The sequence below is a fragment of the Afifella sp. H1R genome (assembly GCF_021462425.1).
In the GTDB taxonomy this organism is placed as follows: Bacteria; Pseudomonadota; Alphaproteobacteria; order Rhizobiales; family Afifellaceae; genus Afifella; species Afifella aestuarii.
Map to the genome: position 1 here is coordinate 338,997 of NZ_JAKEDY010000001.1, position 15,674 is coordinate 354,670.

The 15,674-nt window shown below is 60.9% G+C and carries 9 protein-coding genes and 1 CRISPR repeat array; all 9 genes read left to right on the forward strand.

Annotated features, from left to right (window positions below):
* Window positions 1-2: 2 nt before the first annotated feature.
* The 9 genes from L0F51_RS01565 (at window position 3) to L0F51_RS01605 (ending at window position 15,593) form a co-directional block, all read left to right on the forward strand.
* The gene (locus L0F51_RS01565; protein ID WP_234629298.1) at window positions 3-1,085 is read left to right on the forward strand and encodes an iron ABC transporter permease; all 1,083 of its coding nucleotides are present in this window, start codon (window positions 3-5) and stop codon (window positions 1,083-1,085) included.
* A complete protein-coding gene (locus L0F51_RS01570; protein ID WP_234627651.1) occupies window positions 1,079-1,852 on the forward strand; it encodes an ABC transporter ATP-binding protein in 774 nt (257 codons plus the stop codon). The genes L0F51_RS01565 and L0F51_RS01570 overlap by 7 nt, the downstream gene beginning before the upstream one ends.
* Before the next feature lie 831 nt (window positions 1,853-2,683).
* On the forward strand, window positions 2,684-6,049 hold the full coding sequence (cas9, locus tag L0F51_RS01575) for a type II CRISPR RNA-guided endonuclease Cas9 (protein WP_234627652.1): 3,366 nt from the start codon (window positions 2,684-2,686) through the stop codon (window positions 6,047-6,049).
* Window positions 6,050-6,103: 54 nt separating this feature from the next.
* A complete protein-coding gene (gene cas1 / locus L0F51_RS01580) occupies window positions 6,104-7,033 on the forward strand; it encodes a type II CRISPR-associated endonuclease Cas1 (RefSeq protein WP_234627653.1) in 930 nt (309 codons plus the stop codon).
* Entirely contained in the window at window positions 7,030-7,404 is a 375-nt protein-coding gene (cas2, locus tag L0F51_RS01585) for a CRISPR-associated endonuclease Cas2 (RefSeq protein WP_234627654.1), read from the forward strand. Before cas1 ends, cas2 begins: the two co-directional genes overlap by 4 nt.
* 71 nt (window positions 7,405-7,475) lie before the next feature.
* Window positions 7,476-7,775: a CRISPR direct-repeat array (repeat unit 36 nt; unit sequence AGCCTAGCTGTTCAGAAATCGCAGGCCAACCGCAAC).
* 1,026 nt (window positions 7,776-8,801) lie between these two features.
* Entirely contained in the window at window positions 8,802-10,235 is a 1,434-nt protein-coding gene (locus tag L0F51_RS01590) for a hypothetical protein (protein ID WP_234627655.1), read from the forward strand.
* On the forward strand, window positions 10,232-11,101 hold the full coding sequence (locus tag L0F51_RS01595) for an OmpA family protein (RefSeq protein WP_234627656.1): 870 nt from the start codon (window positions 10,232-10,234) through the stop codon (window positions 11,099-11,101). The genes L0F51_RS01590 and L0F51_RS01595 overlap by 4 nt, the downstream gene beginning before the upstream one ends.
* Window positions 11,098-12,411, forward strand: coding sequence for an EH signature domain-containing protein (locus tag L0F51_RS01600; protein WP_234627657.1), 1,314 nt, complete (start codon window positions 11,098-11,100; stop codon window positions 12,409-12,411). Before L0F51_RS01595 ends, L0F51_RS01600 begins: the two co-directional genes overlap by 4 nt.
* Before the next feature lie 104 nt (window positions 12,412-12,515).
* Window positions 12,516-15,593: a DEAD/DEAH box helicase gene (locus L0F51_RS01605; RefSeq protein ID WP_234627658.1), complete on the forward strand. Its 3,078-nt coding sequence runs from the start codon at window positions 12,516-12,518 to the stop codon at window positions 15,591-15,593.
* The last annotated feature ends 81 nt before the right edge of the window (window positions 15,594-15,674 follow it).

Sequence of the window (15,674 nt, forward strand, 5' to 3'; positions counted from 1 at the left end):
CGATGAAGAGCGTGGCTGACGCAGAGAATTCGCGCTTTGCGCGGGAGGGTGTGATACGGCGCCACTATCGCGCACTCGTCGCTCGGCGCATAATGGTGCTCTTCGGCCTGTCGGCACTGCTCCTCGGCTGCCTCGTCTGCGATATCGCTCTCGGTCCGGCGAGTTATTCCTTCCGCGAGGTCGTCTCCGCGCTCTTTCGCCCGGATGATGTCTCTGCCCAGCTCAAGGTCATCGTCTGGGAGATTCGATTGCCGGTAGCCATAATGGCGGTGGTTGCCGGTGCTGCGCTCTCCGTCGCGGGTGCGCAGATGCAGACGATCCTCGCCAATCCGCTCGCGAGCCCCTTTACGCTCGGCATCTCCGCGGCGGCGGGCTTCGGTGCCTCGCTGGCGCTCGTCGCCGGCGTGGCCCTCGTTCCGGTGGCTGGGGATTGGATGGTCCCCGGTAACGCCTTCGTCATGGCGATCCTGGCGGCGCTCTTCATCCACTTTGCCTCGACCATGCGGGGTGTGAGCGTCGAGACGATGATCCTTCTCGGCATCGCGCTCGTCTTCACCTTCAACGCACTGATGGCGCTTCTGCAATATATCGCCAGCGAGCAAGCCCTTGCCGCCGTCGTTTTCTGGACGATGGGCAGCCTGACGAAATCTACCTGGTCGAGCGTCACCATCACGGCCGCGATCCTGGTCGTAACGCTCCCTCTCTTTATGCGTCATTCCTGGGCACTCACCGCGTTGCGGCTGGGAGACGACAAGGCGGCGAGCTTCGGCGTCAATGTGCGCCGCCTGCGTCTGGAGACCATGCTGACGGTGAGTCTGCTTGCCGCCGTTCCCGTTGCCTTCGTCGGCACCATCGGTTTCGTCGGTCTTGTCGGCCCGCATATCGCACGCATGCTGATGGGAGAGGACCAGCGCTTCTTTCTCTCCGGTGCAATGCTGTGCGGCGCCGTCATTCTCTCGCTTGCTTCCGTTATCTCCAAACTGGTCGTGCCGGGCGCCGTTCTGCCGATCGGGATCATCACAGCGCTTGTCGGCGTGCCGTTTTTCTTCTCGTTGATCTTCACGAGCCGGGGACGATCATGGTGAGCTTGACCCTGGATCAGGTCGGTGCCGCCTATGGGCGGCGTCGGGTTCTGTCTGGCGTTTCCGTCGGCCCCTTGCGCGGGGGCGAGGTAACGGCGGTGATCGGTCCCAATGCGGCCGGCAAGTCGACGCTTTTCAGGCGCATCCTCGGCCATGTCTCTGGGAATGGCCATGTGCAGCTTGAGGCCATGCGGCCTCCCCGCGAAGCCATCGTCTATATGCCACAGGACTTCAGCGCGAAGGCGGCTCTCAGCGTCTACGAAAGCATCATCCTGGCGGCGAAACAGAACGATCCCGGTTGGCATGTCTCCGATGCGAAGCTCATGCGCGTGGAGAACATCATGGCCTCCCTGAGAATTTCCGAGCTCGCCTTCCGCGGGCTCGGCGAGCTTTCCGGAGGCCAGCGTCAGCTTGTCTCCATCGCACAGGCGTTGGTACGCGACCCGGAGGTGCTGTTGATGGACGAGCCGACCTCGGCGCTCGATTTGTCGCGGCAGGTGGAGGTGCTCATCCATATGCACCACCTTGCCAAGAGCAAGGGACTTTTGGTGTTGATCGCGCTCCATGATCTCAATCATGTCCTGCGTTACTGCGATCAGGTGATCGTCGTCGCCGACGGCACGATGGTGGCGGCCGGAGCGGTGGAGAAGGTCGTTACCGAAGAGCTTCTAAGCAGGGTTTACGGCGTGCGTGCGCGTCTTGAGACCTGCAGCGAGAAACGGCCATTCTTGGTTATTGACGGCCTTTCCGGTCCGTCTCCTTCGGCCTGATTATGCGAACACGTAACCCTGGCGATTGTGTTGCATGAAGTGCGGGGGCGGGAGCGGTCAGACATCTCTGTGAGACAGGTCCGTGTGAAACGGTCTTTCGGCTCAGAATCACGCATGAATATCAATTGCTTGGGGGTGATTGGCTGAGGGAGCCTGAATTCTCGGGGGAGCCTGTAAGCCATTGAAATCAAAAGAAGCCCCGTCGGATGAGCATACAGTTTCGTACGACAGGATCCAAGCCGGTCAGATCGGGCTGAACGCGAAGACCTACCTCCCGCCCGACCGCGACACCTCCCTCAAGGCGACACAGGGGAGAACGGGGCGAACAGTGAGTTCAACCAGGCTCGTGCCCTCGTGGATTGCCCGGTAGCAGACCGCTTATGTCGTCTTTGGCCGAGCCCGTGCCCGAGTGCCAGCCGAGGGGAGACTAAAGGCAACGCGCGCATAGATCTGCTTCCACCAACCCGCAGCTCGGCAGTGGCGTGGAAGTTATTCTTGTATCCTCACTTTAGCCAGTGAGGGGGCTATCGGCTGCGGTTGGCCTCGACCGAAAACGCCCGAACCAGTCAAGGAGCTTGTAGCATCAACGGCAGAGTAGAGATTCGGTCGTAGACGCGTCGCCGTTGCCGGCTCTTGACCAAAATTGGTTCCAAGACAGAAGAATGGCCGATTTGATGCCAGGAAAACAAAAAAAGCGCCCGCCGGAGCGAGCGCCTTATCTGATGCATATCTCAGCTTGTTAACGGCTGGACTGCGATTTCTGAACGGCGTTATCATTGCACTTTTTGCGAGAGTGGTCAATCGCTCTGCTCTCGCAACGGGGGCAAGGGCATGGCGGATCTCATCACTACACTCGGCCTCGATATTGGCACGAACTCGCTTGGATGGGCGATCATCGAAACGCATGGCGAACCGGGCCGAAATCCCAACGGCCGGATTGTCGACTGCGGCGTACGCATCTTCTCGCAGTCCGATATGGCCGGACGCGACCCGCAGTCGAAGGCGTCGCTCGCTGTGGCACGACGGGAGGCCCGCGGGGCGCGGCGCAGACGCGACCGCTATCTCAAGCGACGGCGACGCTTGCTCGACGTCCTGACCGAATATGGCCTGATGCCGGGCGATCCCGAGAGCCAAGAGGCGCTTGTGTGCGACACGCAGGATGGCGAAGGCGGCGATCTGTCCTCGTCGGTCTACGCGCTGCGCACCCGGGCGTTGGACAAAGCGCTGACGCCGGACGAGATCGGCCGCGCCATCTTCCATCTCAACCAGCGGCGCGGCTTCAAATCCAACCGCAAGACCGATTCCAACGATCCTGAGCGCGGCAAGATCGCGGAGGGCATCGACAGGCTTGAAGCCAAGTGCATCGAGGACGGCGCCCGCACCTATGGAGAGTGGCTTTATATGCGTCGGCAGAAGGGCCTGTCCGTGCGTGCGCGGATGACCGCCGACGGCCAAGGTTACAACTTCTATCCCTCCCGCGCAGCGCTCGAGCACGAGTTCGACCGCATTGTAGACAGTCAGCGGCGCTTTCATCCGCACTTGCTGACGGCGGACATTGCCCAGGAGATCCGGGACGTCGTCTTCTACCAGCGTCCGCTCCGCCCGGTATTGCCCGGCAAATGCTCCTATAACCCGGCGGAGGGCCGCCTGCCCAAGGCGCACCCGCTGTTTCAGACATTCCGGCTTCTGAAAGAGGTGAACGAACTTGAGATCGTCGGCGAGGACCAGCAGCAGCGCAAGCTGACGCCGGAACAGAGAAATGCGCTGGTCACCGCCTTGCGGACCGGCTTGAACAAAAAGGGCAGGATCCCCTTCTCAAAGCTCAAGAAGGTGCTGAAGCTCGGGCAGGAAGCGCGTTTCAACAAGGAGAAGGACAACCGCACGGACCTTGAGGGCGACGTCGTCTATTTCCGCCTGTCGCAGCCGGAATGCTTCGGCAACGGCTGGGCGAAACTGCCGCTCCAGACGCAGGCCGAAATCACCGAGAAGCTGCGCACGGCGACCGCTCGCGCGGACCTCGTCATCTGGCTCCAAGTCGAGGCGGGGCTTGACAGAACTCGTGCCGAGGCCGTCGCCGATACGCCCGTGCCGGAAGGGTTCGGCCGAGTGGGGGCGTCGGCGCTGACCGCCCTCATCGATGAAATGCGCACCAAGGTCGATGAAGACGGCTTTGTCCTCACCGAGGCCGCCGCCGCCACCAACGTCTATGGCCGCACCAATTCAGAGGCAGACCCCGACCGCAAGGGCGCCGAGAGCCTGCCGAAATATCAGGAGGTTCTGGAGCGCCATATCCCGCCCGGGACCGGTGGCGAAGCCGAGGAGAGCGATCCGCATTGGGATGAGGTGAAAGGCCGGATCACCAATCCGACCGTGCACATCGCGCTGAACCAGCTCCGCCGCGTCGTCAACGCACTCATCAGGAAATACGGCAAGCCCGACCGCATCGCCATTGAGGTCGGCCGAGAACTCAAGCTGAACGAGCGGCAGCGCAACGAGGTCAATCGCATCATCGGCCGCAACACGCGCGAGGCGATCACGCGCGGCGAGAAGCTCACCGGAACCTATGGTCAGGCCGATACAGGCTACAACCGATTGCGTCTCAAGCTCTGTGAGGAGCTTAACGAAAAGCCCGAGAACCGTGTCTGCATTTACTGCGGCAAAGTGCTAGCGCCGCACATGCTGTTCAATGGCGAGACCGATGTCGACCACATCCTGCCTTATTCCAAGACGCTGGACGACAGCCAGGCCAACAGACTCCTATGCTGTACAGCCTGCAACCGAGAGAAGAAGAACCGCCCGCCTGCGGAGGTGCCGCAATGGCGGGCGCGTTATCCGGAGATCCTCGCACGGGCGACGACACTGCCCAAGAACAAGCAATGGCGTTTCGCCGAGGACGCCATGGAGCGCTTCGGCGACGAGGAGGGTTTCCTCGCGCGTCAGATCACCGACATGCAATATATCTCGCGACTGGCGCTGACCTATCTCGCCCATCTCTACGATTATGAGGAACCCGACCTCGATGGCATCTTCAAGCGCCATGCCCGCGTGCGCGCACTGCCGGGCCGAATGACGGAAATGCTGCGCCGACAATGGGCCCTGAACGAATTGCTGCCCGACCACAATATCGTTGGCGGCGACGTCCAGAAGTCGAAGAACCGGCTCGACCACCGCCATCACGCCATCGACGCCATCGTCATAGCCTGTACGTCGCGGGCCCTGATCCAGAAGCTTGCGACGGCATCCGGCGCCGCCGAGGAGCGTGGCGACGAGCGCGTGGTGGTGAAGGTCGATATGCCCTGGCCGACGTTCCGCGAGGATGCGCGTGCGTCGGTGAATGCGATCACCGTCTCCCACAAGCCGGACCACGGCACGGTGAGCCGTGCCGGTTACGCCGGGGGCAGAGGCCAGACGGCCGGCAAGCTGCACAACGAAACCGCCTATGGCCCGACTGGCGAAAACGACCATAAGGGTAACGATCTCGTCGTGCGACGCATCCCGATCAGTGACATCAAAAGCGCGGCGGACATCATGAAAATCCGCACCAACGTGCACGGCCATTCCGAACTGCGCGACCGGCTGTGGCAGGCGACCCGCGATCTCGAAGGCAAGGCGTTTGAGCAGGCCGTGGCCGCGTTTGTCCGCCGCGACGCGATTTTCGGCGCGAAGGTCTGGGCCGATCCTGAGACCGGCCAGGAGAAGCGGCGCGCCGGCATCCGTCATGTTCGGATCATCGAGCCGCTCAAGACGATCCCAATCCATGACCGCAAAGGGCGCGTCTACAAGGGCGATAGCAACCATTCCTTCGACGTCTGGCAATTGACGGACGGCAAATGGGTGACGGAGGTCGTTTCCACCTTCGACGCGCATCAGCCGGGATGGCAGTCGGCCGTGAGAGCCGAGAATCCGGCTGCAAGGAAGGTTCTTAGTCTCAAACAGGGCGACGTCATTGCGATCGAGGAAAAGGATGAGCGGCGGATCATGCGCGTCGCGAAGTTTGGTCTGAACGGGCAGATCACCCTCGTTGGACACACGGAAGCCGGGGCGCTGAAGTCACGCAATGCCGACAAATCCGACCCCTTCAAATACATCTCTCCAACCGCCGGAGGCCTTAAGAAGCTTCGTGCCCGGCAGGTTCGAGTGGATGAGATCGGACAGGTGTTCGATCCCGGCCCGTGGTGGGAGGGGTGTGACGGGTAACCAAGGATCAAGACAGGGCAAGCACACTTCGCGCAAGAGTGGCATTTTCATGCCATGCAGCGTGTGGTCGACCTTTCCACCGACGGCCTGCATGTGGCTGTCCATCGCGGCTTCCTGATGGTCTCCAAGGACCGTGAGGAACTCGGCCGCGTCGCGCTCGACGATATAGGGGGCGTCATCGCCCACGCCCACGGCCTGACCTGGTCGAACACCGTCTTCACGCGATTGTCTGAACGCGCGGTTCCGGTTGTGTTGTGCGCCCGCAACCACGCGCCCGTTGCCTGCATCTGGCCTCTTGAAGGCAATCATCTGCAGGGCGCCCGTCTCAATGCGCAGGTCAGTGCACCGAAGCCGCTGGCCAAGCGGTTCTGGCGTGACATCGTCGTGGCAAAGATCCGCATGCAGGGCGCCGTGCTGACCTCGGTCGGTGCCGATGCAGGTGGGTTCACCGTGTTGGCGCGCAAGGTGCGATCCGGTGATCCCGACAATGTCGAGGCGCAGGCCGCCCGGCGCTATTGGCGAGGGCTGATGGGGCCTGAATTTCGCCGTGACCAAGGTGGTGACGGCACCAACGCGCTTCTCAATTATGGTTACACGGTGCTGCGGGCCTGTGTGAGCCGAGGCATATGCGCCGCTGGGCTGCATCCATCGATCGGTCTCCATCATGCCAATCGCGGCAATGCGTTTGCGCTGGCGGATGATCTCATGGAACCCTACCGGCCGATCGTCGACCGCGCAGTCTACAATCTGGTCAAAGATGGCACGGCGGAGGTGACGGCGAATGCCAAACGGGCGCTGGCAGCACTGTCATCGCTTGACCTGCCGACGCCTGCGGGAATGAGTCCGCTTCATGTGCATGCAACCCGCCTAGCCCAGCAGCTGAGCGGCTTGTTCTGTGGCGAGTGCAACAGGCTGCCGCTCCCGGAGCCGCTGGACCCGTTGATCTTGAACAGCCTGACGCGCGCCAGCGCGACGGTATCATGACAACGCTTTACACGCAAAGAAGAGGAGAGCGGACAGAACCGACGCTTTTGTCCGCTTATCGGCTGATGTGGATGCTCGTCACCTTCGACCTGCCGGTGGACACAAAAAAGCACCGGGTGCAGGCTACGAAGTTTCGCCAGTTCCTGCTCGATCAGGGCTTTGAGATGAGCCAGCTCTCAAACTATCTTAGGCTCGTGAACGGGCAAGAGCAGTTTAACACCTATGCTCGTCGCATCGAGGGCAATCTGCCTGAGCGTGGTGATGTGTTCATCTTCCAATTCACCGATCGCCAATATGAAAATATCGTTCGGTTTAGTGATCAGAGCCGTTGGGCGCGGAACAAAAATCCAGAACAGATTGCACTTTTCTAGCCGCGATCTCTGGTTTTTTGTGCTCGTGCTGCCTCAAATCCCTTTTAAAACAGGGGTTTGAGACAGCATCGAGCCTAGCTGTTCAGAAATCGCAGGCCAACCGCAACGAAGCCGGGCAGGTGTAGAACGTTGCAGACAGCCTAGCTGTTCAGAAATCGCAGGCCAACCGCAACGATCCAGAGGATTGGGAAAAATTGAGCCCGAGCCTAGCTGTTCAGAAATCGCAGGCCAACCGCAACTCCAGGCGGGCGCGTTCGATGGCGCCGAGAAGCCTAGCTGTTCAGAAATCGCAGGCCAACCGCAACCACACGGTGGTGCTGCACTATCGCTCGCTCAGCCTAGCTGTTCAGAAATCGCAGGCCAAGCGCAACAGCTCCCGCAGGCGATTGTTGAATATCTGAAGCCTAAATAACGGCGCTGGCGGGCCGGCATGAGCATCGGGGGCGAAGCTGTTGCGGTTCCGCCTCGATAGCGCATCAAGCGGCCCGTGACCGAGAGATGGTTCCCAGTCGCCACGTTAAGAGAGGTGCGCAAACAATTGATTTTTCGTGACAAAAAGGCTGGTAGCGGAGGAGGGACTTTGTTCAGTATTGTCAACATACTTTGCAATAATAAATCGTTTCAAACATTTATACGTGTCTCTCATACCTGGTTGAATATGGGATATGTCTGTGCATGTCAACCATGAGTACTTAGTATGGGCGTCTGGTCGACTTGCAAAGGCCCGCCGTTGCGCCGCGCCCTGCCGTTGACGGGGAGGTGTGTCAGACTGCCCCGCTCGTACCGGGTCGCGCCGCCAATGGCTCTCCAGCGCCATTGGCAACGCCAGTCGCCGGAACCAGTCTTCGGGCTTGCCTTGCAGCGCTGGCCCAAGGGATTCGGCATCTGGTGGCTGACCTACGTTTCGGATGGGAACGTCAGGGTTGGTCACGTGCGACGAGGTTTGATCTTCAGGGAGGGAGATCGAGCGATTCGGACCTAGGCGGAAATGATTTCCGCCATGCCCCTATCCTCGTCGTTCACGTCGGCAGCGAAGTGTCCGAAAAGGGAGCATCCCTGCTAGCTTGTCTGCTTCGCAAAGGGGTTGAGAGCTGTGATGCGTTGCAGCATTGACGAGTAATGGGATCATGGAAACGATGATCAGGCACGACGCGCTCTGGGGGGGCCATGGCTATTGATATATTCTCGAGCTCTTCTGAGCTGGGCGATACCGCAACCTTGATTTCTGCATCTCCCCCACGTTCTAGGGGAAGTCGTTTTGCCCGGATTGTTCTCGGCCGTTCGACATACGCAATCCCGGGCCGCACACGCAGCGACGACGTCATGCCAAAGGCGCTTTGCGGGGCTAGGGCCATGGGTTGTGCGACCAAAGGCTATCGAGATGGAGCGCTCCTATAGTGGGGAATCTCGAAGAAATAGGCCGCCTTGGACGCGAGCTGATCCTTGAGGTCGCCTACCTGTTGACCCGGGACTGGGTACCAGGCTTCGTCTCATTCGTCATATTCGCGGCAGCCTTGTCGCTCATCATCCTGATGGCAGCACGCGCTCGGTGGCAAATTCGGGCTGTGCACCAACTGGCTGAACGAGTTGAAACGGCCCGAGAAGAGTACGACTTCGCGCTTCGGTTCCCGGAGATCACCACCGAACTGGCCGATCGGTGGTCGCGTTCTGCAGGACCTAGGCGGCGTCTCCATGCGGTCTGGATTGAGTACCGCGAGACACTTGTCGAGCCTGCCGAGGAGGGCGGCGTAATTCGTAATGCGATCCGGCCCGCGGCCTTTTTCAACGCCGGAAACCTAGGTTTCGGGCTTCGCGGGTGGCGCTTCTGGCCTGGGCTCTTCGTTTCGGTCGGGCTGCTTCTGACCTTCCTGGGCCTTGTAGCAGCGTTGCAACAGACCAGCTTCACGCTTGAGAGAGCAAGTCACGGCGCGAACGAGAGCGCCATGGCTGATGCCCTGAACCAGCTTCTTAGGGTGGCATCAGCGAAGTTCATAATGTCGCTGTCAGGGCTTTTCGCTTCGATCGCGATGATCGCCTCAATTCGGTGGTGCGACGCTGGCGTCGATAGGGCGATCAGCAGGCTCGCCAACGCACTCGAGGATCGGCTGCAATTCATCAGCATTGAGGCGCTGGCGCAACGACAACTCGAGGAAGCTGCCGAGACGCGGAGGCATATGGCCAAACTCAATACGGAGTTGATCGCGGCAATCGCCGAGCCTCTACGCACGGCGGCAGAGGCCGGTGGCTCCGAGGCCGCGCGAGTCATGGAGAGTGTCGGGCGCGAAATGTCGGCTACACTTTCCGAAACCGTGACCGAGGCGAGCAAGAGGATGGAAACGGCGGCGTCCGGCATGGCCAACACGACTGCCGGGCTCGATGCCGTTTCGCGGCGAATCGAGATGGTCGCGGGAGAGCTGGCGAAGGCCGGAGAAATCTTGGCCACGGCCGCTGCTCCGCTTGCCGAGAGCATCAGGGGTACGGGCGAAGCTAGTCGCATCATCGCTCAGTCGAGCGTCGAGCTAGTCGAGAAGGCTCGCGAAGCTCTGGCCCGCCAGTCGGATGCGATTGTGGTTGCGGGCGAAGCAATGCAGGCACAGGTCGAAGCCTTTGAAGACCGCGCGAAGGTCTATGATAGCGACATGGCGCGCGCGCTCGACAGCTATCGCCGCAATCTCGACGCCGCAGTTGAGAAAGTCTCTAGATTCTCCTCCAGAGTTCACGATGACTATGCGGATGCGTTGCAGCGGCTGCAAGCAGTGATCGATAGCGCTCGAGCCTTCGAGCCTGCCTCAGAGGAAAGCCGAGGCGACGCAGGGGACGTTCCACAATGAGGGGACATGCCGAGCCCCAGCTAGTTGAAGATCAGGAGGACGAGTCCGCCTTTGTCACGATGACCGACATGACGGTCAGCATCTTGTTCATCCTCCTGATCCTCCTAGCGTTCTTCGCGAGCCAGCTGCGGCCCAAAATCGATGAAGCGAAGGTTCTTGCAGAGAAAGACAGGCAGATCGAAGTCCTCTTGAAGGAAAACGCTGCGCTGAACCGAGACTTGGGCAAGCTGCAAGCCGCGAAGCGCGACAAGCTTGAGCAGTATAACGCCGAAGTTGCTGAGGTCAGGCGGCGCCTCCTTACTGTACTGCAAACGCGTATCGACACGGAGTTTCCCGAGCTTAGGGTCCGTTTGAGCCCATCGGAGGATGCGCTGCAATTTGTCGGCGAAGGACTATTTGTTGGAGGCCAATCGGATCTAGCGAATGACAAGTCAGCCAAGGTCCGCCGGATCGCTGAGATCATCGACGCGGTCCTTCCATGTTATACAATCGGGGCGCAGTCCGCGTTTTCTGAATCGTGCAACGCGGGCCGCGCCGTCATCGAATCGCTGCAGATCGAAGGACACGCCGATAGCGATGGCAGTCGAAGTTTAAACGTGAACCTCGGCGCTGCTCGAGCCCTAACGACCTATAACGTAATGACAGGGCATATTCCCCGGCTGATCGACCACCAAAACCTCGAACACCAGCCAGTGCTATCTGTCGCCAGCTACGGAGAAGACCGACCGATCGCCGGTAATACAACGCCCGAAGGAAAGAGCCTCAACCGCCGAATAGACCTGCGCTTTATCATGGTACGCCCAGCACGGGTCGACGACATCGCCAAAATCGATGCGGCACTGCGTGGCGGCGGAAACTCGCCATGAACCTGCGCGCGGTGCTGACGGGTCTCTCGGCCGAGCCGCCGGGCCACAAGGCCGATCCTGCGCGGCTGAAGCAAGTGTGCGTGTCCATCCGTGATCGTTATCCTGCGCCTTCGCTTGCTAAGACCGTCGAGCTCGACGTTTTGGCCCACCGCTGCGTAGACCGGATCAAGCGGCATGACTGGTCAGGTTCGACTGAGGCCGAGATCGCTCCTTTGATGCGCGCGGCGGCGTCAGGGCGACTCACGGAGCCGCCAATGCTGTTGGATTTTCTTGCGCGCGAGGCGTGGCTGACCGTGCGACCTGGGCTGCTTGTTGCTTTCTCGGAAGGTTTTCTCGAAGGCTGGCGACCCGGAGCTGCGCATACTGCCCGGACGGCTTCCATAGTGGCAGCGCGCGCAGCAGATTTGCCGCCGCCATTCGCCGATATTCTTGAGCGCGTGCCGGAGATAGTACGGCCCGACAGCGGCGCGCACGATCTGGCCGCGAGAGTGGTGTGCGCTGTCGATCCTAATGCGCGGATGAAGGAGCTCGGCTTTTCCGAACCCCACGCACCGGGGTTCGCCTCGGCGGTCGGCGACGAAATCCTGCGGCAATTTCCGCCGCCGGTAACGCTGGACTTGGCCGGGCGCATTATGAGTTGGTGTCGCCCCGAAGAAGGCCAGGGAATCGGAGATGTTGGACTGGTTCGCGCGCTCGATGTCCTGCTGGCGCCGTGGCGCGACCGGAATGCCCCTGAGGCTCTGCGCAGGGGCGTGTTGAAGTGGAGCTTGATACATGCAGGCGATCCAAGGCTGCCGGGCGGGTCCAGCCACTGGCTACGGGCGAAGGACTCAACTCGGAGGGTGGTTCTTTCTTGGCTCGCGGAGCGCAGTATCGACGCCTTCATGGAGGTTATCTCGACGGTGGAGATCGCCAAGCGCAACACTTGGCGCGAGCGGCGCTTGCTGTGGACCTCGCTCTATCGTGAGGGGGTGGTCACTGAGGCTTGGCCTGCGCTGCACCCGGCGGCGAAAGACGAGGCGGAGCGGCGGTTTCGCGCCACCGGCGACCCGGCCTACAGGGCTTTTGGACGGCAGGAGGGCGGGCGCAAGACGACTTCGCTGCTGGTGATGCGGGCAGGCGAACGGATCGTTGTTGAGGGGTCGCACGATTACCGCGTTCATGTGTTCGATCCGGGCTTTCCCGTCAGGCCGGAGCTTTACCGAGAAAGCTACAAAGACCAAGATATTACGCTTCCGGTCGAAGATCGCCGGAACACCAAGGCTCACCTCGGCAATTGGCAGCAATGGGTGCGCGAGCGGCTTCGATGACCGGACTAGTGTTTGTGGAGGCTACACCCACGGGGATCCTCCTGGCTCCTAGGCGTGGTGGCGCGGGGCTGTGGTCGCGTCTCCGTCGGAGGTCGGTTGCTGACTTGCGCGAGGCGCGGCAGGACGATCAAGAGCTGGCACTTGCACTCGCTCGGGTCCGGTCGCTGGACCCGGAAGGCGCACAAAGTGTGTTTCGCCCGACCAGCTTGACGCTCTCGCACATGCTTGTGGCCCGCATTGAGGAGGCTTTCGCCCCCGCTCTGGGGCTGCCGTCATTCGAACAAGATTTGGTCTTCGCGGCGACGATGAAAGGCACCCTTGGGAGCCCTGATGCCCGCCTTGCATGGCACTGGGAAAGGGCGGGACGAACCGAGATTGTGCCACGTCAGGGTGCAATTTTGTTCCCACAGGCGCCATCCAGGAGGCGCCGCATCCCCGCTTCTCTGCTCGACGCGATCGGGGTGGCCGATGGCTTCGACGCTGCCGCGCCGCTTCCCGAGCATTGGCGGGCACTCGCTGCGTTCCGTACAAGCCTTGGCAAGGCAGCGAAACATGCAGACCCCGACAGGTTCCTGCGCGACCTCAGGCTCGTACCAGTGTCGCGCATCGGCCTCGACGTCTGCGATAACGATCCGGCCGCTTTTGTGCCCGTGCCGATCGGCAGTGACAGCGGTGACGATGGCGAAGCCGGCCCTGTGCTTGAGGGCGAAGCTCTCGCGAGCTTTCAAGCGGCGGTGGCCAAGCGCGGCGCCTTGCCTGCCTATCGCCTTGCTGACGGAAGCTACGCGGTAATCGACGCTAGCGCGGCCCCTGTCCTCGAGGTCGTGGCCAAGGCCATGAAGGGGACGGACGCACAGCGTCGTGCGTTCATCGACCATGCGCCTCGCTTAATAGAGGAGGCACTTGAGCGCCATTTCCGCAAAGCAGGACGGATTGAAGATGGCACTGCGCCCGAACAGGCTGCCGAACTGGTTGCCGCAGCGTTGGAGGAGGGGTGGGCCGAAACCGATCGTTGGTCCGCACGCGTGACCGAGATCGGGCTCGTGGTACCGCTCGAGATGGAGCTCGGGCCGGGCTCCGGACTGCCCTGGCTGCCGAAGACGGTCGAGTTCACCTTAGGGGAATTGCTCGGGGCGATTGCGGACGTCGAGGTTGAAGGCGTGATCAACCAGATGCAGCGTGCGCTCCTAGCCGGTGAGAAGGTCCTCGCGCTAAACGTCGGTGACATTCCCGTCCAGCCCGTTGTCCTCGAGGCGTTAAAGCGCCGCCTAGCCATGCTGAAGGCAGCAGAGGATTCGACGATCGATCCCGCCGAGGCTTTTCTGCCGCTTATCAGGGATAACCTGCTCGACCTCGACTACTTTGCCAATGCGCGACCGCGTTTTTCGGGCGCCGCGGAACTTCCCGCGGCTGTCAGCTCTGGGCTGCGCGCCTACCAAAAGCGCACTTTCAACTGGCAGATTGCGGCCTGGAAGGCTGGGATGCCGGGTCTTCTCAATGCAGACGAGCAGGGACTCGGCAAGACGCTCCAGACGCTCGCGTTCCTCACGTGGCTAACCGAAGAGATGAAGGCGGGCCGAACGCCACGAGCGCCGATCCTGATTGTTGCGCCGACCTCGCTTCTGCGCAACTGGCAGGACGAGATAGAAATGCACCTCACAGCAGACGCCCTTGGACCCGTCCATCGGTTCTACGGTGGCACTATCTCCGAATGGAGAAAAGAGCGCGGACGCGACATCGGTGACGGTGAAGTGCACCTTGACGTTTCGCCGGTTGAGGGGGTGATAGGGGTGGTCATCACGACCTACCAGACCCTTGCCAACTACGCCGTTAGCTTGAACCAGCTTCACTTCAGTGTCGCAGTATTCGACGAGATACAGTTCGCAAAGAATCCACGGACGCAGCGGGCGATAGCTGTAAAGGGCGTCAACGCGGAGTTCCGAATTGGTCTCACCGGAACGCCGATCGAGAACCGAAGTCAGGATCTGTGGTCGGTCATTGACGCGATCGCACCGGGCGCCCTGGGAGCTCTTTCTGGGTTCAACCGCCTTTTTGAACGGCCACAAGGTGATCGACTGGATCAGCTTCGACGGGCCCTCTTTACGGCGCCGCCCGGATGCACGCCGCTTTGCCAGCGACGCACCAAGGTAGAGGCCGATCCCACGATCCCACCGAAGGTCCGTTTTCTGTATGCGCGCCCGATGCCGCCCAGCCAAGCCATCCGCTATGACGAAGCTCGCGCCAAGACCGGCGGTATCTTACCTGTGCTCCAGCACATCCGGCGGGTATCGGCACACCCGGGAATCATCGACAGCGAACTCACAAACGATTTCATCGGGGCCTCGGCACGGACAGAGGCGGCGCTTGATGTCCTGCGCTACGTCCACAGCAGGCAAGAACGTGCATTGGTCTTCGTCGAGAATCTCGACTTGCAAGCTTGGATGGCCGAACTGCTAAAGATCGAGTTCGATCTGCCTGAGGTCATGATCATCAACGGCGGCACATCGGTCAACGACCGACGCGAGATCACGCGGCGATTCCAGCGACATCTCGAGAGGGACGAGGGATTCGACGTTCTGCTGCTAGGTCCCCGCGCTGCGGGCACCGGACTGACTCTGACCGCTGCCAACCACGTCATCCATCTGACCCGCTGGTGGAACCCCGCTGTCGAAGAGCAGTGCAACGATCGGACGCATCGGATCGGGCAAACGCGGCAGGTCTGCATTCACTTGCCCTTGGCGATTCACCCTACACTCGGACCGGGATCTTTTGACTGTCTGCTTCATCGGCTAATTTCGGGGAAACGTCAGCTCGCCTCAAATGTCTTGCAGCCTTCGGATGTCTCGGAGGACGACTTGAAGAAGCTGCATGCCTCCGTGATTTCCGGTGAAGTTCTCGAAGAGGCGGAAGCACCACCGTTGGGTGAAGCGCTGCCCGGGCGAGACGACCTTTTCTTGGAGACGGTGGACCAGGATGTTGTGCGGATCAGAAGCACAGACTGGGAGGGCGCAGTCCTTGTGGCCAAGGGCCGAGAAGGTGCCCGCAATCTGGAGGCTCATCTCTCGGGTGATGTATGTCAGGCGATCGTAATTGCGTCGGATTCGATCCCTTGGCGATCAAATGTGCCTTTGAGCAGACTCACTGATTGCCGACTGTGGCCGTACTTCGGTTTGCCCGTTTGATTCTTGCCGCCTTCTCTTGGTGGGACAAAAAAATCTGAATATAGATTTGAATTCTGGCTCATCTGCGGATGCCTACAGAGC

Bases quoted from the DNA above. Each gene is read 5' to 3' on its own strand.
- L0F51_RS01565 (WP_234629298.1), top strand. From the start codon at position 3: ATGAAGAGCGTGGCTGACGCAGAGAATTCGCGCTTTGCGCGGGAGGGT.
- L0F51_RS01570 (WP_234627651.1), top strand. From the start codon at position 1,079: ATGGTGAGCTTGACCCTGGATCAGGTCGGTGCCGCCTATGGGCGGCGT.
- cas9 (WP_234627652.1), top strand. From the start codon at position 2,684: ATGGCGGATCTCATCACTACACTCGGCCTCGATATTGGCACGAACTCG.
- cas1 (WP_234627653.1), top strand. From the start codon at position 6,104: ATGCAGCGTGTGGTCGACCTTTCCACCGACGGCCTGCATGTGGCTGTC.
- cas2 (WP_234627654.1), top strand. From the start codon at position 7,030: ATGACAACGCTTTACACGCAAAGAAGAGGAGAGCGGACAGAACCGACG.
- L0F51_RS01595 (WP_234627656.1), top strand. From the start codon at position 10,232: ATGAGGGGACATGCCGAGCCCCAGCTAGTTGAAGATCAGGAGGACGAG.
- L0F51_RS01600 (WP_234627657.1), top strand. From the start codon at position 11,098: ATGAACCTGCGCGCGGTGCTGACGGGTCTCTCGGCCGAGCCGCCGGGC.